The organism is Streptomyces sp. NBC_01445 (assembly GCF_035918235.1).
Lineage (GTDB): Bacteria > Actinomycetota > Actinomycetes > Streptomycetales > Streptomycetaceae > Streptomyces.
In genome coordinates, this window is the sequence record NZ_CP109485.1 from 276,502 (window position 1) to 294,541 (window position 18,040).

The window sequence follows — 18,040 nt, forward strand, 5'->3', positions numbered from 1 at the left end:
CCGGCGCCCGTCACCCATCCCGGTGCGCGGGTCCTGATGCGTCATCTTCCGCCTCCACGGCCGCCCGCACCCGCTGCTCCTCGCGAGCAGAGCCGACGTCCCGTTCCAGGGGTGTGCGGGTCACCGCCGTCGCGAGGTCCTCCAAGGCCCGCTTCTGCAGTTCCGCCCCACGCCGCACCACCGGGCTCCGGTCCCCGTCGGCAGCACCCTCCCACGCGTGGAGCGCCTCCTCCACACGCCCCCAGTCCGGATTCCTGTGCTCGCGCAAGTCGACTGCCGCCTGCGCGGTGTCCGCCTCCAAGGCCTCGGCGAACCGCTCCGCCTCGGGGACGAAACGACTGTCGACCCGGGGGACGTCGCTCTCCATGAGCATCGCCACCCGGCCGAACCCCTTGAGCGCCTCCTGCGCCTCCTCCGCCTCGCGCGACGTCAGGCCCCTGGGGCGGACCGGTTCCTGCCTTGCCCGGTCGTAGGCCTCCTGCCAGGCGGCACGTGCCTCCCTGCTCGCCAGCAGCGCCCTTCGCATGTCGGCGCGGTGCTCCCGGGTCGGATCGGCGTAGCTGCGGAGCACCGCGGCCGCGTAGCGGCCGTTGGCGGCGAGCCAGTCCGCAAGCCGACCCGGCAACCGGGGCGTCTCCCATGCGGGGAACACCACGTACGCCAGCATGGCCAGGGCCCCGCCGAGCAGGGTGAGCACCACCCGCTCCGGGACCGTCTGCTCCCACGCCTGGCCGCCCATACCAAGCAGGAAGACGACGTACGCGGCAGTGAAGCACTGGGAGTAGGCGTAGCCGGTACGGCTCAGCGTGTACGACAGGCCCGCCGAGACAACCGCCAGCGCGCCGAACACATGGGCGTCCGGGCCCAGGGCCCGGACCATCCCGGTGGCGAGTGCGACCCCCGCCAGGGTCCCGGCGAGACGGGCCACCGCACGCGCGTACGTCCGGTGGAAGTCCGGCCGCATCACCATCACCGACGCGATGGGCGCCCAGTAGCCGTGGCCCAGGGGTAGCTGGGCGGCGATCAGATAGCCGAGCGTGGCCACCGCCGCCAGGCGGACGGCGTGCCGGAACACGGGCGAGTCCCCACGGAGCTCACGGCGGACCGCCCGGACGACGACCGGGACCAGCCGGAACATGGTCGGGCGCACCAGGAACTGGGCGCCCGCTGGGCCGGGCTGCGTGGGCCTCTTCCCGCCGCCGCTCCCGGCGATCTCCAACGCCTCGCCGAGCAGTTCAACGAGCCGCTCGGCGGCCTGCCGCGCGGGCCCCTCCAGCACCTCGTGCTCCTCATCGACGCGCAGGACGTCCGCGCTCCTGGGCGGCACCTCGGCGGGAATGCCGCGGCGGATCGAACGGGCGGCGACGTCCAGGACGTCGGCTGCCGCGTCGAGCAACTCCCGCGCGCGGTCCCGCCCGGGACCCTCCGCCGGGGCGCCGACGTCCGGGTCGGCGAGCACGGCGACGACCGGCCGAATGCGTTCGGCGAGGCCCCGGGGGCCGTGGAGGACGGGGGGACGGGTTCGGGCCTGTGATGGCGTCACGGCGGCCGCGTCCCGGGCCGCCATCAACGGCTCCGGGTCGAACGAGGCGGTCGGGTCGTGCCGCAGCCGACGGGCGTAGTCCGCCACGGCGGCCAGGGCGTCGGCGAGCGCGTCACGATGCGCCCCCCAACGCCGGATCGGGAACAGCAAGATCAGCACGGCCTGCACCACGCCTCCGAGCGCGATGACCCCGGCGTGCTCCAGGGCTCGCCCGACGCTCGTGGGCAGGGTGACGGTCACAAGCATGCTGCCGACCGTCGTCGCTGCGACGATCCCAGCGGTCGATCCGACGGCCCACGCCATCCCCGCGGCAAAGGCCCATACGGCCAGCAGGGGGAGGAACGTCGCGAGTCGCCCCGCCGCCAGGTAGCCCACGAAAGTGCTGAGCGCCAGACCTGCGCCCGCGCTGAGCGCGATCACCTTGCGTGGACGCCAGGTGCGCTGGAAGGTGGCCCCACCCGCGGAGTAGGCACCGAGGGCGGCGGACGCGGCGTACGCAGGAGAGATCAGCCACAGCGCCGGCCCAATGACGATCGCCACCCCAGCGGCCGTGCGCAGCGCGAGCAGGGGCTCCAGCCGCGTCTCCTCGATCCTCAGCCCGGATCGCACGACCTCCCCGAAGGCCCGCAGCCACCTCACGGGTGTGAGCCTAGCCGGAACGCCCTGCCGGGTCGCGCCACCACGCAACGCGCTTCGGTGTCCGGCCCGGGAGTAACGGCTCGATCCGCGCCCAATTCGCGCCCGTCTACAACGTATAGGCGTGATGGGAGCGCTGATCCCGGAGTCCGGCAATGCCCTGCCACCCGGGAGGATCCAGAACACCTGCGAGGCACAGCGCTACGTCCTGGCCGGCATCCGCGGGCGGTTGCGGATGCCAGGCGAGACGGTCCGCGTCAGCCGTCCCTGGCTGCTGTCCACCGGCCTCTCCAGAGCGCTCGCTAGCGTGTTCGCCACCGCGGCGTTCGGCATCGTCAGCACCGACAAAGAATGCTTTGAAGTCATCGTCGAGCGCAGAGGTGTGAAGAAGGCGCTGGTTGTCCGCTTCGGCGGCATCCCGCTCAAACGGCAGCGCACAGCGGTAATGGCCGACCGAGAGCCGTTAAAGCCCAACCACATCAGCACCACCGAGTCGGTGAAGCGGCTCCTCGCGGACTGCTGCGAGATATGCGGATCAACGAGCCGGATTGAGGTCCATCTCATCCGGTAACTCGTCGATCTCAAGCAACAGGGCCGAGCCGAGCGCCCCGTGTGGGTGAAGTTGATGGCAATGAGCGACGTAAGACCCTGGTCGTCTGCTGGCCTTGCCACGAGGACATCCACGCGGGACGAGCGACCTCATCCACGCGGAAAAGATCACTGGAGAGCGGTGTGCTGGGAAACTAGCCCGCGCCGTTCGGGAAGGCAGGGCGATCGGCATCGTCGTCACGCTGGCCGTCCTGCGCGCGCAGGACGGCCGGGACGTCGGGAATCTCCCAGCACACCGACATCAGGATGCGCCACGTCGCCGAACTCATCGTGTAGTGGGCCCAGGCGGGACACCTCGCGAGCGATATCCGCCACAAGCTGGAACGCAGCATGGCGACGCGCGCGACCCTGCGCCCCGAACCCGGCTGACCAGTGCTCAGCCCCTCGCGCCGTCGTCAGGAGCGCGCTAGCCGGGCCGCGAGATAGGGCGCGGTGGCGCTGCGGCGGGCCCTCGCCACCTTGGCCGGCCGGCCCGCCGCGACCACCCGCCCGCCCGCGTCGCCGCCGCCCGGCCCGAGGTCGATGACCCAGTCGGCGGTGGCGATCGTGTCCAGGTCGTGCTCGACGAGGACGACCGTGTTGCCGGCGTCGACGAGCCGGTGCAGCTGTCGCAGCAGCAGCGCGATGTCCGAGGGGTGCAGCCCCGCCGTCGGCTCGTCGAGCAGGTAGAGCGCGTGACCACGGCGGGCTCGCTGGAGTTCGGTGGCCAGTTTGATGCGTTGCGCCTCACCACCGCTGAGTTCCGTCGCGGGCTGCCCCAGCCGCAGGTACCCCAGTCCCACCTCGCGCAACGTCTCCAGACTGCGGGAGGCGGCCGGGACGGCGGATAGGAACTTGGCGGCGGCGTCGACGGACAGCTCCAGCACTTCCGCGATGTTCTTGTCGTGGTAGGTGACTTCCAGCGTTTCGGCGTTGTACCGGGCGCCCTGGCAGGTCGGGCACGGCGCGTAGGTGCCGGGCAGGAACAGCAGTTCGACCGCGACGAATCCTTCGCCCTGGCAGGTCTCGCACCGCCCCTCGGGCACGTTGAAGGAGAACCGCCCGGCCGAGTAGCCGCGCGCCCTGGCCTCGTCCGTCGCCGCGTACAGCTTGCGCACCGCGTCGAACATCCCCGTGTACGTCGCCAGGTTGGACCGGGGAGTTCGGCCGATGGGCCGTTGGTCGACCCGGACCAGCCGGTCGAACGACTCGACCCCCGACGCGTCCTGGACGTCGACCTCCAGCTGCGCCTCGTCGGGCTCCTCGGGTACGAGTCCGAGGTGGCCGCGGACGACCTCGGCGAGCACCTGCGTCACCAGCGTCGACTTTCCGGAACCGGACACGCCCGTCACCGCCGTCAGTACACAGAGCGGTACGTCGACGGACACGTCGTGCAGATTGTGGCGGGAGACGCCGCTCAGGTGCAACCAGCCGTGTGGTGTGCGCGGGCGGTGATCGAGCGGCTGGGCACGCCCGAACAGGTACTGGCTCGTGGCCGACTCCCCGACCCGCTCAAGACCGGCGACCGGGCCGCTGTACAGCACGCGTCCGCCGCCCTCACCCGCGCCGGGGCCGATGTCGACCACCCAGTCTGCCCGCCGTACGACGTCCATGTCGTGCTCCACGACGAACAGCGAGTTGCCCGCCGCCTTGAGGCGGTCCAGCACGTCCAGCAACGGTTCCGCGTCAGCCGGGTGCAGGCCCGCGGAGGGTTCGTCGAGAACGTAGACGACGCCGAACAGCCCCGAGCGCAGCTGGGTAGCGATCCGCAGGCGCTGCGCCTCGCCGGGCGACAGAGTCGTCGAGCGGCGCCCGAGGCTGAGATATCCGAGGCCCAGGTCGAGCAGTACGTCGACCCGCGCGACCAGATCGCCGCAGATCCGGACCGCGACCTCGGTCGTCTCCCCGGATCGGGCGGTCGACGTGGTGGCGTCGGCCTCGGACCGCCCCGCGACGGGCCGCAGCAGCGCCACGACCTCGGTGAGCGGCATCGCGTTGATCTCGGCGATGGAACGTCCGACAAAGGTCACGGCGAGCGCCTCGGGCCGCAGTCCGCTGCCGTGACACTCGGGGCAGGGCACACTCCTGACGAACCGGAGCGCCCGTTCTCGCATCTTCTCGCTCTTGGAGTCGGCGAGGACGTGCATGACGTGCTTGCGGGCGCTCCAGAACTTTCCCTGGTAGCCATAGTCGACGCGGTCCTCCTCCGGCTCGATGTACACGGAGGGCTGCTCGTCCGTGTACAGCAGCCAGTCCCGGTCCTTCTTCCTGAGCCTGCGCCACGGTCGGTCGATGTCGATCCCCAGGCCGCTCACGACACTGCGCAGGTTGGCGCCCTGCCAGGCGCCCGGCCAGGCGGCGATCGCCCCCTCGCGGATGCTCAGCGAGGGGTCCGGGACGAGCAGGTCCTCGGCGACGTCGTGCACGATGCCCAGTCCGTGGCACTCCGGACAGGCGCCGGCCGCAGTGTTGGGTGAGAACGACTCGGCCTCCAGCCGCGCGGCCCGGGGCGGATAGGTGCCGGCGCGGGAGTACAGCATGCGCAGCAGATTGGACAGCGTGGTGATGGTGCCGACCGTCGATCGCGAGCTGGGCGACCCGCGTCGCTGCTGCAGGGCCACGGCGGGTGGCAGTCCGGTGATTTCCTGCACGTGCGGTGCGCCGACCTGTTGCAACAGCCTTCGGGCGTACGGTGCTACGGACTCGAAGTAGCGCCGTTGGGCCTCCGCGTAGAGCGTGCCGAACGCGAGCGAGGACTTGCCCGAACCGGAGACGCCGGTGAAGGCGACCATCACGTCCCGCGGAACGTCGACATCGATGTTCCGCAGGTTGTTCTCACTGGCGCCCCGGACATGCACGAAGGGGTCGGTCGCGTCCTTGCTCACCGTTCCTGATTACCTGATCGCACCGGGAACCGCGCGACAGGCGCCGTCATCGGGCCCCGCTCACACGAGCGTCCGGAGTATCCCGGATCCATTTTCGCTACACGGCCTAAACTTGATCTTTAACCTGTGCGGCGTGGTCGTGGGGTGGTTGACTTCGTCGTTCTCTTTTTCGCTGCCGCTGTTTTGCGGGGTGTATGCACGTCGTGGCGGGGTGTGGGTCGTGTGTTCTTTTGGCCCGGCGGCCGTCCGGGGCCAGGGCGCGAAGGTTTCGGTGCTTGGGCTGGACAGGCCGGAGGCTGTCGCACGGCTCCTGCCCGGTGAAGGTCAAGAGCGATTCGTTGTTCGGTTCCGAGGGTCAGGGAGGCGTCGGAACCTTGGCTGGTGGGGCGGAACTTCTTGTCGTGTGACCGTGAACGTGATCTTGAGATGCCGCGGGATGTGCGGGAGTGGCTGCCGCCCGAGCACCTGTGCTGGAAGGTGCTCGACGTCGTCGAGTTACTTGATCTTTCGGCGTTCGAGGGCAGCTACCGTGACGATGGGCGAGGCGGGGTGGCTTACCCTCCCGCAAGCCTGGTTGCGCTGCTCCTGTACTGCTACAGCAAGGGAGTGCGCTCCTCCCGTCGCGTCGAGCAGGCTTGCTGGGACGATGTGGGCTGCCGGATCATCACCGCGAACCGCCGAGTGGATCACTCCACCGTCGCGCGGTTCGTACGACGCCACCGTGCTGCCTTGAACTCGCTGTTCGTGCAGGTGTTGTCGCTGTGCGGCCGACGTGGCCTGGTCGATCTTTCGGCGGTGGCCGTGGACGGTTCACCGATGGAGGCGAACGCCTCACGCGACGCCAACCGGCGGCTCCAGCGCCTGGAGGAGACCATCTCCCAGTGCGAGAACGAGATCCACGCGCTATTGGAGGACGTGGTCGACCACGCGCTGAGCGTCGAGGCCGACGGCACGGCACCCCAGGGCGACGGCGAGGACGCGTGCGACAACTGGCCTCGCCTGTCCCGGCTGTGCGACCGGCTTGCCCGGGCCCACCTGGCCAGGAACAGACTGCATGAGCGGGCGATGCCTTCACCTACCGAGATCCGGATCAAGGTCGAAGCCGCCGAGCGGATGGTGGCCCGCGCGGAGAAGCGCCTAGCCGCCGAGACCGAGGCTCACCAGGAGAAGCTGAAGAAGTACGAGCTCCGCGTCCGAGAGGACCGGGCGGCAGGACGTCGTGGAGCGAACGGGCGGCCGCCGGTCCCGATGGAGCACAAGACCGTCCTCGTTCGCCAGCGAACGCGACTGGTGAAGATGCGGGCCTGGCTGGAGCGGGCCCGCACACCTCGACCGGCCCCCTCCCCAGAGTCGCGTGCCTGCCTGAGCGATCCCGACTCCCGGCTGATTCCCGGCAAACGCGGCGGCTACCTGCAGGGATACAACATCCAGATCGTGTGCGCCCGCCGTCAATTCTTGCTGGCCATCGAAGCGCACGACAATCCCTCGGACAGAACGGCCCTACTGCCCATGGTGAAGAAGACGCAGCACAATCACCAGGCCGCAGGGCTACCCGGCGACGTCCAACTCTGGCTCGCCGACAGCGGGTACGCTTCCGCCGCCGCCTTCGAGGCCCTCGCTGACCTCCCGCTATTGGTCTCGGTCACCAGCGATGCCGACCAGGCAGGCTTTCCCGCGAAACGTCAGCAGGCCCCTGCCGGCCAGCAGGACATGGCGGCCCGCCTCGCCACCCCAACAGGACGGGCCCAGTACCGTCAACGCAGTGCCCTGGTCGAGCCGGGATTCGCCCAGATCTTCCAACGCTTCGGACGACACCTCAACTACCGCGGCCGCCCGGCGGTGGACGCCGAGATCAAGCTCCTCGGCACGGTGCACAACCTCAACAAACTCATCAACCACGCGCCCAGGAAGCGCTCTTGACCTTCGCCGGGCAGGAGCCGTGCGACAGCCTCGCCGATTGCGGGCGGATGTGCCGGAAGTCGCGGCGGACTCGGGCGGGGGTGAGTCTGTCCGGCGGGGTGGGTTTCTCCCAGGGACGGCGCCGGTCGGCTGCGAGTGGGCGGGCGAGCCGCAGTTGGGTGTAGGCAGCGAGGATCAGCCAGGTCCATCGGTCGGCTGCCTCGGGGGTGCGGAGCTTTGGGGAGGTCCAGCCGAGGGTCTGTTTGAACAGGCGGAAGGTGTGCTCGATGTCGAAGCGCCGGAGATATGCCTGCCAGAGGCGGTCGGCGTCGTCCGGGGTCGCATCGGTGTCTGACCACCACAGCCAGACCGGCTTGGGTGTTGCTCCGCTGGGCAGATGGCCGATGTCCAGGCGGATCACCGTTCCTTCCACGATCGGGAGGGTGCCGTCTGCGGCTGCCCAGGAAGAACGGTGGGTCAGCTTGGGGTGCAGCCGGTTCCAGGACCGGGCCCTGGCAGTGCCGTAGAGGCGGGTGTCGGTGATGGTTTCGGTGTCCGGGATGCTCCAGGTGTTGGGCTGTCCGAAGACGAACTCGCCGCCGTGCCGGGGCGGTCGGCCCTGAGTGTGTGGCAGCCGTGGTGGGACCGCTCTGCGCAGGACGCGGTCGGATCGCATCCTGGCCAGCACCTGGACCGGCAGGTCACCCAGGAGGAAGCCGAGGCGGGGCGCTTCGTATCCGGCGTCCGCGACGATGAGGATGTCGGGGTCGCCCGCCTGCCACTGCCCTGCTGCGATGAGTCGCTGCAGCAGATCGCGCAGTTGCCGGGCGGTGACGGTTGCGGTGTCGTCGCCAGGCTTCAGACGCAGCGCGTCCAGCGGCGCCGTCCATGAGCTACGGCCCGGCTCGAGCGCGCAGACGATCGAGTAGGGCCAGCCGGGGACCGGGATGTGCTGGTCCTTGCCCCGGCCATAGGTGTGACACAAAATCCGCTCGGGTGAGGTGTGGGCGTCGGGCCGCAGCCAGCAGGTGACATCGATCGCCAGGACCAGCCGGCCGTCGGCAGACCGCGGCAGTGGCACCTCTGCCAGTGCCCGCCGCAGCCGGCCGTCATCGATGCGTCCACGGGCCATGGCTGCGTAGAGCCCTCCATGGCCGCGGCGGTGCTCACCCACCAACGACAGTTCGGCCAGCGACCTCACCGGCCCGTCGCCGCACAGAACAGCATCAGCCAGCTCGAACAACACGTCCGAACGGGAGGTCAGGCAGGCATAGAACTCACCCCGGAAGCATGACAGTTGTGCGAGCGACTCTCGCCGGGCGTCGTGATGCAGCAGACTCATCCTCACGGCCTTCGTGCTGAATGTGGGTTGCGTCCAGGGAAGTGGTGTACGGGTTCGACCTGATCCGGGGGTTTGCTCCGGCATCGGGATGGTGCCCGCATAGATGAACGGCCACCGGCTGATCTTCGAAGTGTCGAAGCCTCGAAGGAGATCAGCACGATGACCGCACCTGACAGTCTGCCCCTGCACGCCCTCGCGGAAGACAACCTCGCCACGGCGAGTCCGGATCTGCTGCGCGCGATGGTCAAGACGTTCGCCGACGCCCTCATGTCCGCGGAGGCTGATGCCCTGTGCAACGCCGAATACGGGCAGGTCAGCGACGACCGCGTCAACCACCGCAACGGCTACCGCCCACGCGAGTGGGACACGAGGGCCGGCACCGTCGAACTGGCCGTTCCCAAGCTGCGCCAGGGCAGTTACTTCCCGCACTGGCTCCTCGAGCGACGCCGCCGGGCCGAACAGGCCCTCATCTCGGTGGTCGCCACCGCCTACCTGCTCGGCGTGAGTACGCGCCGGGTCGAGAAGCTCGCCGCCTCCCTCGGTGTCACCCAACTGTCGAAGTCCCAGGTCAGCGCGATGGCCAAACACCTGGACGAGCAGGTCGCAGCCTTCCGCAACCGGCCCCTGGACCAAGGCCCCTACACGTTCGTCTGGGTCGACGCGCTGACCCAGAAGGTCCGCGAGGGCGGCCGCATCATCAACATCCACGCACTGATCGCGGTCGGCGTGAACGCCGACGGCCACCGCGAGATCCTCGGCATCGACGTCGCCTCCAGCGAGGACGGCGCCGGCTGGCTCGCCTTCCTGCGCTCACTGATCGCCCGCGGCCTGTCCGGCGTCCAACTGGTCATCTCCGACGCCCATGCCGGCCTCGTCGACGCGATCGGTGCAGTTCTGCCCGGAGCTTCGTGGCAAAGGTGCCGCACCCACTACGCCCGCAACCTGCTCAGCCAGGTTCCGAAATCGGCCCAGCCCTGGGTGGCCACCTTGCTGCGGACCGTCTTCGAACAGCCCGACAGCGACGCGGTCCAGGCCCAGATGCGGCACGTTCTGGACGCGTTGGAGGCCAAGTTCCCCAAGGTAGCAGCCCACTTGGACACCGCCCAGCACGATCTGCTGGCGTTCACCGCGTTCCCGCGGGAGATCTGGCGGCAGGTCTGGTCGAACAATCCGCAGGAGAGGTTGAACAAAGAGATCCGCCGTCGCACCGACGTGGTCGGGATCTTCCCCGACCGCACCGCAGTGATCCGGCTCGTCGGCGCGGTGCTCGCCGAGCAGAACGACGAGTGGACCGAGGCCCGCCGCTACATGGGACTCGACCTCCTCGCCAAAACCCGCCTCCACCCGATCGAGTCAGAAACCGACGACACCGCCTTGCCCACCGAACTCACCGCATAGCCTCAAATCGAGATCACCGAGTGGCCGTCAATACACCACTCCAGCGGACGTGACCCTGAATGTGTGTGTTCCTTGGTCGGAGCACATGTTCAGACGAAGGCCGCCTTCATGTCCGGCAGATACCAAACCGAGTGATCAAGTTCGACGGACCATTCGACGCCGCACGTTAAAGATCAAGCTAAAAGCGTGTTACATAAGGGTGTGGGTGGGCAGGTTGAGCTGCGGTTCGGAGCCTTGCTGGTCATGCCGTGAGGGCGAGGTTGTGCATACGGGCGATGGCCTGGACAGCGTGGTGGAGACTGTCGCCGCACTGCCGGCAGTCGCGGAGGATCTTGTAGTTCTTGATGCGGGCGAAGGCGAGCTCGACGCGGGCGCGGACCTTGCGGTGCTCGGCGTTGTCCGCTTCCTCGCCCGCGAGGAAGCGGACAACCTGGGCGTTTGCGGTGCGGGACGACGAGCCCGGTGTTGATGTAGGCGCCGTCTGCCAGCACGGTCAGGTTTAGGCCGTGTTCGGCCAGGCCGGATTCTCTCCACACGCGGGTGTCTGCCCGGTTGCCGGGCGCGGGACGAGCTGTGGCGATGACCATTTTCGTGGCGGCGTCGATGATGACCTGCACATTCGCCGAGAACCGTCGGTTGCGGCTGGAGGCGCCGACCTGCCGGTCACGGACCAGGATCAGCGTGCCGTCCACGATCCACAAAACCGGTCCGTGGCATCGGCCGGGCGTCGGACCGGCTCGATGGCCAGCACACGACCGAGTCGCTCAATCACCCGGCACACAGTCGCCGGCGAGACGCCGAACAGCGGCGCGAGCTGCCGCATGGTGAGGTTCGTGCGGTAATAGACACCCACCACCAGCACCCGGTCCGCCAAAGGCAGGCACCACGGACGACCAGTCCGCGGACCATCACCACCTCGTTCCCGGACAGCTCTCAGCAGCCCTTCGAACTGCCGCATCCGCAACCCGGTGAACGTCTCCACCCACAACGGCTCAGCCCTCAACACCGCACCCATGCAAGGGAAATGCCCGGCCCAAAGCCTTCTGCAACACGCCTTCAAACGGGTGGCGTCGGCGACCCGTGAGGGTGCCATGGCTATCCGCCTCGTGCACGAGCACCGGGAAAAGAGGGGCAACCTGGTCCGCACCGCGGGCCTCGAGGGCCCCGGCCGGTGGCGGGCCATAGAGAGGCACTCGGCATCGTGCTGGTGTCGGACGAGGGGACGCAACCATTGCGGTGTGAGCAGGAACGCCGCAGTGACATGGACGAGCAGGAACAGCCCGGCGTAGAGGCAGTGATGCCCATGAACAAGGTGATCACGGAGACGAGGTTGAACAGGAGGCGGGCCTGCTGCCGATCGATCTCGTCGCGGTGCCCGGGCTGGCGCGGAGCGGGTGTTCGCGGTGGCGCACGCAACCGTGGCCCGATGGTGGAGCAGGCCCTGCACAGGGAGCACGAGGAAATCTGACCGTACCGCCTGCACCTGCTGGCAGGGGCCAGCGTGTCACGCGGCGTCGGCGATACCTCGGGGGCATCCTGTGGGCACGGGCGGTCGGGGGCAGCCGACGAGAAGGGTCCAGCCATGCGGGTGTCGTCTCAGGGCGTTACGGTCGTAGCTCTCCTGGCGGATCCGGATGCGCCGACGGAGATCGCGCAGCGCATGGCCCAGACACTTACTGCTCGGCTCGCCGACAAGTCGGGCCAGGGGCGACGGTTCGACGTCGAGGTGGTCAGTGAGCCCTTCACCGCAGCGACCGAGGACTTGCCCACCTTGATACGCCGGATCATGGAGCGCGGAAGTTCGGAGGATTGGGACATCGTCGTGGCCCTCACCGACCTTCCGCTGCACACACACGGGCGCAAGCTCGTTGTGAATCTGAGTCACGAACACGGCTTGGCGCTGTTGTCTCTTCCCTCTCTGGGGGGCTTTCGGCTGTATACGAGGGCTCGGCGGGCCGTGGAAGAAGCCGTGCTGGGCTTGGCAGGTCCGAAGGCTACTGCTGAAGGACCTCCGCAGAGTCAGCCGCTGCTAGGGCCCTTTGCCGGTCGACTCGCGCCCATCCACCCGGTCCCGGTCGGTGAGGAAGAGACCGCCGACCTTCGGTACGTCGTCAGCGGGCCGCGCGGTTACCTGCGGGTGCTCGTCGGTATGGTCCGCGCCAACCGACCGTGGCGGTTGGTCCCGGGTCTGTCGAAAGCCCTGGCGGCCGCACTTGCCACGGGAGCAGTCGCCACCGTGAACTCCACTGTCTGGAGCCTGGCCGAGGCCCTGAGCGCGCCGCGCCTCGTGATCGCCATGGTCGGGTCCGTCGGGGTCATGATCGGCTGGCTGATCGTAGACGCGCAGCTATGGCATCGCTCAGCAGAGGGCTCGCTGGAGGCGAGGCAGAGGGCGAGACTCTACAACGCCTCGACGGTCGTGACCGTGGGTCTCGGGGTGCTCGTCTGCTACGTGGGCTTGATGGTCATCAACTTGGTGTGGGCGCTGTTTATCCTCAACGACCAAGTGTTCGCTTCCATGACACGAACCCCGCTGCACGCAACGGGCTACTGGACGTTGTCATGGTTCGTCGCTTCGGTCGCAACGGTGGGCGGCGCACTGGGATCGGGCTTGGAGAGCGACGAGGCGATCCGGGCAGCCGCCTACTCCAAGCGCGAACAGGAACGTCGCCTCATGCTCCAGGACGACCAAGGTGACTATTTAGCATAGTGACCTGAGCCGGAGATGCGTCGCTGGCTTATGGTCGTCCGCGTCCGAAGATTCTGCTGATTGATCGGTGCGTGGCCGTGAAGCGTGGGGGCCCAGCCTGCGCCTTCGCCGACCTCGACCTGGCCCCTGGCCAGGTCCTCCAGCACCTCGACAAGATCGCCTGCGGACTCGAGCACTACATCGCCACCTGTGTCTACGCCGTCTACGACACCCATGATCACCGCTGCCGCATCGATGGAGTCGGACTTGCCGTGCCGGCGTCGGGCGCCTTTGTCGGGTTGGTTGACCTCGGTGACCGTGATGCCTTCTTGGTGCAAATAGCGTGTAAGGGCGGCTCCGTAGGAGCCGGTGCACTCCACTACGGCCTGCCGTAACCGCCCGAAGGCACGTGCCCAGGACAGCAGTTGGCGATAGCCCTCCCGGGTCCTGGGGAAGCTTCGCGTGTCCAGCAGAAGACCGGTGCTGGTGATGACCGCCGCCACGTGGACATCTTCGTGCGTATCGACTCCGAGCAGGACCTGTTCGTGCTGATCAGTTGTGTCGTGACGCGGATGCCTCTGCTGAGTCTTGCTCGGCATGGTCGCCTGTCTCCTGATCGCCTCGGGAACACCAATGGCCGACGCCGGAACGGTGTGGCGGTCAGGACTGTGAAGGTGTCTGTCACGAAGGCCTCTATCGGGACACGCCCACCGTTTCGGTGACAGCACGCACCGCCTCAGGCAGCAGTCTCCGGGCAGACATAGTCGAGGTCGAGGTACTGATGTCGCTGAATTCCGCGAGCAGGTCGCTGGCACGCCTGCCTACGTCCTTGGTTGAAGCGAAAAGACGGCCGCAATAAACGGGCGGAATCCGGGTAAATCAGCCAGCGTTGTCCGCTGTGGTGAACCCGAAACGCGCCCAACTCAATCGTGTTGCCCGCACCGCTGCTCTTCGCGAGCAGAGCCGACGTCCCGTTCCAGGGGTGTGCGGGTCACCGCCGTCGCGAGGTCCTCCAAGGCCCGCTTCTGCAGTTCCGCCCCACGCCGCACCACCGGGCTCCGGTCCCCGTCGGCAGCACCCTCCCACGCGTGGAGCGCCTCCTCCACACGCCCCCAGTCCGGATTCCTGTGCTCGCACACGTCGACTGCCGCCTGCGCGGTGTCCGCCTCCATCTCCAGCACGTTGGCCTGCGAGCCGGCCGGTCCTCGCCACAGGGGACGCAGCCGGATCCCGGGGAACAGCTCACGGACCGGGGCTTCGTCGACAGAGACGAAGGTGTAACCCTCCTGCGCGAGGATCTCAGGGTGCATGCCTGCAACAGTGCCGTGCACGGGCCGCGGCAGGACAGAGACTGCGATGACATCACGGGCTACTTTCCTGCCATGCATCGCGTGGTGGCCCTGGTACGGCCGGTGCAGTCGGTCTTCGAGCTCGGCTGCGCCGTCGAGGTCTTCGGCACCAAGCGGCCCGGGGTGCCGCAGCACTACGAATTCGAATCGTGCACGGAGACACCCGGCTCAGTGCCGACCACGGGCGGGTACGCGATATCCGTGTCACAGGGCCCATCGCGCGGAGCGGTAGATGGTCGATTTGCCGACGCCCCAACGTGGTCTTCTCCGAACTGCCTCAGGACAGCGTCTACGTCGGCGGAAAACCAGGGACGCCCCTCCTGATCGGCGGCTGGGCACGCCGCGGCCACCCGCAGGAGGAAACGACGCGCTTGGCACTCGAACTGTCGGCAGCCGCATCCCGCATCACCGGGATACCCGAGCACGACATCCTGGTGGTGATCCAGGACGGTCCCGCGCGCTCCGCTGTCGAAGCCGGCCAGGTCCTGCCCGACCCGGGTCAGGAGAAGGAATGGCTGAGCCAGCACGAGGAGTAAAACCGGGCCGGTGCGAGGGCCCGCGGGTCCTTGGACAGAGTTCCCTTCGGAGCCATTTGGGAGCCGACCCGCTCCCCGCTTCCCAAGACCACGCGAACCTCTGTGAACCACGAGGGGTTTTTAGGACGCTTCGCGCGCGAGTTCCCCGCATCGACGTTCGAGCCACACCTGGTTCCGCTTCTTCTGGCACCCGTGATTGCCCTGTTTAGGACTGGATAGCAAAGGGTGATCGTGTACGGAAGCGCAAGGCGTGGCGTGTGAACGCCTGCCGCACACGTCACGACGAAGCCCCCGTCCAGACTGGTCGAGGGCTCGATAGCGTGCAGTTACGGTCACCGCTCCTCGCGCTAGCCGGACCGATGACCGCGCATCGAGACCGCCGACCGGCCACCAAACTCGGGAGACTCGACTGGAGACGCGGGCAGGTTGGGGCCGTGGGGCAGCCCGGCGGCGAGGGACTCGCCAAGAAGGTCGGCCACCTCACCAGAGCTCAGCGGGCGCTGGCCGACGGCCCATCAGGTCGAAGCGCGGCCTGCAACTCTTCGAGGGCCGGAGGACCGGGGTCACGGACGGGACGGCCAACGTCGGACGACCAATTAGGACGGAAGCGTTCAACGAAGTCTGCGAAGTCGTGACGCAAATACCGAGAATCGGCCGGCTTCAGCCGGATCTGCTGGCGGCTGTCAGCCCACCAGATCTGGAACTCACCAACTGAGCCTTCCGTCGGCCAGTCCTCACTCTGGTCCGGAAGCAACGCAGCATCGACGAAGCCTCCGACAGTCAGGCCGATGTCTACGAAGATCCCGATCGCACCGGGCCGAGGAACGTTCACGACGGTGCCCTCGAAGACCTGCCCGAAGCGCAGGCACCTGCGAATCCGAACCCACTCGGCGTCTGCTACCACGAACGCATCATCGCACCTTCGCTCGAATCGCGAGCGACTGACTTGGGAAGCAGAGTCCCGCCACGGACATGATCGACCCGTCCGTCTCGACGACACAGGCACTGCCGTCACATCTCGAGCTCTGGCTCATTTTCCGTGATCGGTCACTGAGAGTGTCCGGTGCTGGGAAGAAGCAAACTCCGTAGTACGGCGGCGACTCTGCCGGGCTGGCTGATGAAGGGTGAGTGGCTCGTGTGCCACGTCAATGTGCTGGAACAGCGCCTGCTCATCTCCCTCTGCAGGTCGGGTTCAACCGCGCGATCCTGAGTGCAGATGACGTAGGTGGAAGGCGTGTTCTGCCACGATTGGCGTTCCGGTACGCCGCGTCCACATCCCGGCTTCTGGGGTCGCAGCAACGATGCTGCCCAGGTCGCACGTTCGATCGAGGCGTCGGCGTAGAACACTTCTACGGCAGCTGCGGGATCCACGTGGGTCACGCCGTCTCCGTCGTGCACGATGGAGGAGGCGAGGAGCTTGGTCGAACCACCGAGGCGGGCCGCACTCTCGCCTTCAGCAGGCACAAAGGCTGCCAGGTACACCAAATGAGCAGCACCTGTCAGGCCGGTGGTGACTGACCCGCCGTAAGAGTGGCCTAGAACCAGGGGCGGCTGTTCCATAGCGTCGACGACTGCTTGCACCGCTTCAGTGTCGGCCTGAAGCGAGCCACGATGCAGTTCCGGAACAGCGACCTCGACTCGGGCAGCAGCCAACTCCCCCAAAACCAGGTCGAAGTGCTGGGGGTCGTGGTACAGGCCGTGTACCAACACCACACCACTCACGAAGATCCCCCCATACGGAAGTGATTCTGGCTGGCCTCAGGGTTCGAGGGGTGGCGGTGCCTTATCCCTGATTGCTCATGGCGTGACTGATCGCGGAGGCGACGTCTTTGGCGACGTGGGTTGGGGCCTCCCCCTGAGTGGTGGACACGCTGATACTGGATCTGCTTGATCCGGAGGAAGCGAGAAGACCGCCGATGGCGATGAAGGACTACTCGGACGAGTTCAAGGCCGATGCCGTGGCCCTGTACGAGTCCACACCCGGGGCGACCTACAAGAGCATCGCCGCTGACCTGGGCGTCAACCGGGCGACCCTGCGTGAGTGGGTGCTGCGGGACCGCGAACGCCGTGGCGCCGGCGCCGCGGCTGCGAAGCCGGGCACCCGGCCTCGGGAGGCGGTGCCGTCCGCTGATCCGGACGAGCGGGTCCGGCAGCTGGAGGCCCGGGTGGCCGAACTCGAGGCGAGTGAGCGCAAGCTGGCCACCGAGCGGGACATCCTCCGCAAGGCGGCCAAGTATTTCGCCGGAGAGACGAACTGGTGAGGAGCCGCTTCCAGTTCGTTGACGACCACCGGGACACCTACGAGGTGAAGCGGCTCTGCCAGGTCCTGGACGTGAACCGGTCCAGCTACTACAAGTGGCTCGCCGGCGCCGAGGCCCGGGCCACCCGGCAGCACCAGGACCGGCTCCTGGCCGAGGAGATCCGCGAGGTCCACGGCGAGTCCGGCGGCGCCTACGGCTCCCCGCGAGTGACCGCCGAGCTCCGCGAGAAAGGACGGCGGGTCAACGAGAAGCGCATCGCCCGGATCATGCGGACGTTCTCCATCACCGGTATCCGCCTGCGCAGACACGTGCGCACCACCGTCCCGGACCCGGCAGCCTCACCGGTCCCGGACCTGTTCCAGCGGGACTTCACCGCCACCGGACCCGGACTGAAATACATGGGCGACATCACGTATCTCCCCCTGGAAAACGGGCAGTTCCTCTATCTGGCGACCGTGCTGGACTGCTTCAGCCGCAAGGTCGTCGGCTGGTCCATCGCCGACCACATGCGCACCAGCCTGGTCGCCGACGCACTGCGGATGGCAGCGGCGACCCGCGGCAGCCTGGAGGGCGCCGTGTTCCACTCCGACCACGGGGCCCAATACGGCTCCCGGGCCTTCGCCGGCCTCTGCGACCAGCTCGGGGTCACCCGGTCGATGGGCGCGGTCGGCACCAGTGCCGACAATGCGGCCTGCGAAAGCTTCCACGCCTCCCTGAAACGCGAGACCCTCCAGGGCGCCCACGACTACGGCGACTCCGGCACCTGCCGCAGGACCGTCTTCGCCTGGCTGACCCGCTACAACACCCGCCGCCGGCACTCCGCCAACGGCCACCTCAGCCCCAACGAATACGAACACCGACACCACACCGCTAAACTCACGCTCGCCGCGTGATCAATAACCGCGTGCCCACCT

At 67.9% G+C, this 18,040-nt stretch carries 15 protein-coding genes and 1 pseudogene; 6 read left to right on the forward strand and 10 right to left on the reverse strand.

Annotated elements, in window-relative coordinates; genetic code table 11:
- Window positions 1-10: 10 nt before the first annotated feature.
- Window positions 11-2,182 carry an FUSC family protein gene (locus tag OG574_RS01415; protein WP_326771464.1) on the reverse strand — a complete coding sequence of 724 codons (2,172 nt, stop codon included), beginning with the start codon at window positions 2,180-2,182 and terminating at the stop codon, window positions 11-13.
- Window positions 2,183-2,303: 121 nt separating this feature from the next.
- Between OG574_RS01415 and OG574_RS01420 the strand changes: the two genes are divergently transcribed.
- The gene (locus OG574_RS01420; protein ID WP_326771465.1) at window positions 2,304-2,750 is read left to right on the forward strand and encodes a hypothetical protein; all 447 of its coding nucleotides are present in this window, start codon (window positions 2,304-2,306) and stop codon (window positions 2,748-2,750) included.
- Window positions 2,751-2,922: 172 nt separating this feature from the next.
- On the opposite strand, the gene OG574_RS01425 is transcribed toward OG574_RS01420, so the two are convergent.
- Complete coding sequence (locus OG574_RS01425) at window positions 2,923-3,120, reverse strand: hypothetical protein (RefSeq protein WP_326771466.1); 198 nt, start codon at window positions 3,118-3,120, stop codon at window positions 2,923-2,925.
- A gap of 63 nt (window positions 3,121-3,183) precedes the next feature.
- Complete coding sequence (gene uvrA / locus OG574_RS01430; protein WP_326771467.1) at window positions 3,184-5,652, reverse strand: excinuclease ABC subunit UvrA; 2,469 nt, start codon at window positions 5,650-5,652, stop codon at window positions 3,184-3,186.
- Between the two features lie 426 nt (window positions 5,653-6,078).
- Here uvrA and OG574_RS01435 point away from each other — a divergent pair, with 426 nt between their 5' ends.
- Window positions 6,079-7,572: a transposase gene (locus OG574_RS01435; protein WP_442816784.1), complete on the forward strand. Its 1,494-nt coding sequence runs from the start codon at window positions 6,079-6,081 to the stop codon at window positions 7,570-7,572.
- Here OG574_RS01435 and OG574_RS01440 read toward each other — a convergent pair.
- A pseudogene (locus OG574_RS01440) lies at window positions 7,559-8,893 on the reverse strand (NF041680 family putative transposase); the annotation flags it as partial. The gene OG574_RS01435 and the pseudogene OG574_RS01440 sit on opposite strands and share 14 nt — an antisense overlap.
- A 159-nt stretch (window positions 8,894-9,052) precedes the next feature.
- Between OG574_RS01440 and OG574_RS01445 the strand changes: the two are divergent.
- A complete protein-coding gene (locus OG574_RS01445; RefSeq protein ID WP_326771469.1) occupies window positions 9,053-10,291 on the forward strand; it encodes an IS256 family transposase in 1,239 nt (412 codons plus the stop codon).
- Window positions 10,292-10,464: 173 nt separating this feature from the next.
- Here the strand turns inward: OG574_RS01445 and OG574_RS01450 are convergent, their stop codons facing one another.
- Both OG574_RS01450 and OG574_RS01455 read right to left on the reverse strand, forming a co-directional pair.
- Window positions 10,465-10,983, reverse strand: a complete 519-nt coding sequence (locus OG574_RS01450) for a transposase (protein ID WP_326771470.1) — start codon at window positions 10,981-10,983, stop codon at window positions 10,465-10,467.
- On the reverse strand, window positions 10,968-11,273 hold the full coding sequence (locus OG574_RS01455) for a helix-turn-helix domain-containing protein (RefSeq protein WP_326771471.1): 306 nt from the start codon (window positions 11,271-11,273) through the stop codon (window positions 10,968-10,970). The genes OG574_RS01450 and OG574_RS01455 overlap by 16 nt, the downstream gene beginning before the upstream one ends.
- Window positions 11,274-11,873: 600 nt before the next feature.
- On the opposite strand from OG574_RS01455, the gene OG574_RS01460 reads away from it, so the two are divergent.
- The gene (locus OG574_RS01460; RefSeq protein ID WP_326771472.1) at window positions 11,874-13,001 is read left to right on the forward strand and encodes a hypothetical protein; all 1,128 of its coding nucleotides are present in this window, start codon (window positions 11,874-11,876) and stop codon (window positions 12,999-13,001) included.
- Here OG574_RS01460 and OG574_RS52595 read toward each other — a convergent pair.
- Both OG574_RS52595 and OG574_RS01470 read right to left on the reverse strand, forming a co-directional pair.
- Window positions 12,989-13,579, reverse strand: coding sequence for an IS110 family transposase (locus OG574_RS52595; RefSeq protein WP_442816785.1), 591 nt, complete (start codon window positions 13,577-13,579; stop codon window positions 12,989-12,991). The genes OG574_RS01460 and OG574_RS52595 overlap by 13 nt on opposite strands.
- A gap of 324 nt (window positions 13,580-13,903) precedes the next feature.
- Window positions 13,904-14,290 (reverse strand): hypothetical protein, encoded by a 387-nt coding sequence (locus OG574_RS01470; RefSeq protein WP_326771473.1) that lies wholly within the window; start codon window positions 14,288-14,290, stop codon window positions 13,904-13,906.
- A gap of 410 nt (window positions 14,291-14,700) precedes the next feature.
- Between OG574_RS01470 and OG574_RS01480 the strand changes: the two genes are divergently transcribed.
- Window positions 14,701-14,865 (forward strand): hypothetical protein, encoded by a 165-nt coding sequence (locus tag OG574_RS01480; protein ID WP_326771474.1) that lies wholly within the window; start codon window positions 14,701-14,703, stop codon window positions 14,863-14,865.
- Between the two features lie 490 nt (window positions 14,866-15,355).
- On the opposite strand, the gene OG574_RS01485 is transcribed toward OG574_RS01480, so the two are convergent.
- Together OG574_RS01485 and OG574_RS01490 are read right to left on the reverse strand one after the other, a co-directional pair.
- Window positions 15,356-15,769, reverse strand: coding sequence for a hypothetical protein (locus OG574_RS01485; RefSeq protein WP_326771475.1), 414 nt, complete (start codon window positions 15,767-15,769; stop codon window positions 15,356-15,358).
- Between the two features lie 143 nt (window positions 15,770-15,912).
- Complete coding sequence (locus tag OG574_RS01490) at window positions 15,913-16,587, reverse strand: alpha/beta hydrolase (protein WP_326771476.1); 675 nt, start codon at window positions 16,585-16,587, stop codon at window positions 15,913-15,915.
- Window positions 16,588-16,781: 194 nt separating this feature from the next.
- Between OG574_RS01490 and OG574_RS01495 the strand changes: the two genes are divergently transcribed.
- Window positions 16,782-18,019, forward strand: a protein-coding gene (locus OG574_RS01495; protein WP_326771418.1) for an IS3 family transposase whose coding sequence is annotated in 2 segments (ribosomal slippage) — window positions 16,782-17,105 and window positions 17,108-18,019 — 1,236 coding nt in all. Because the reading frame shifts where the segments join, the coding sequence is not laid out codon by codon here.
- Window positions 18,020-18,040: the final 21 nt, after the last annotated feature.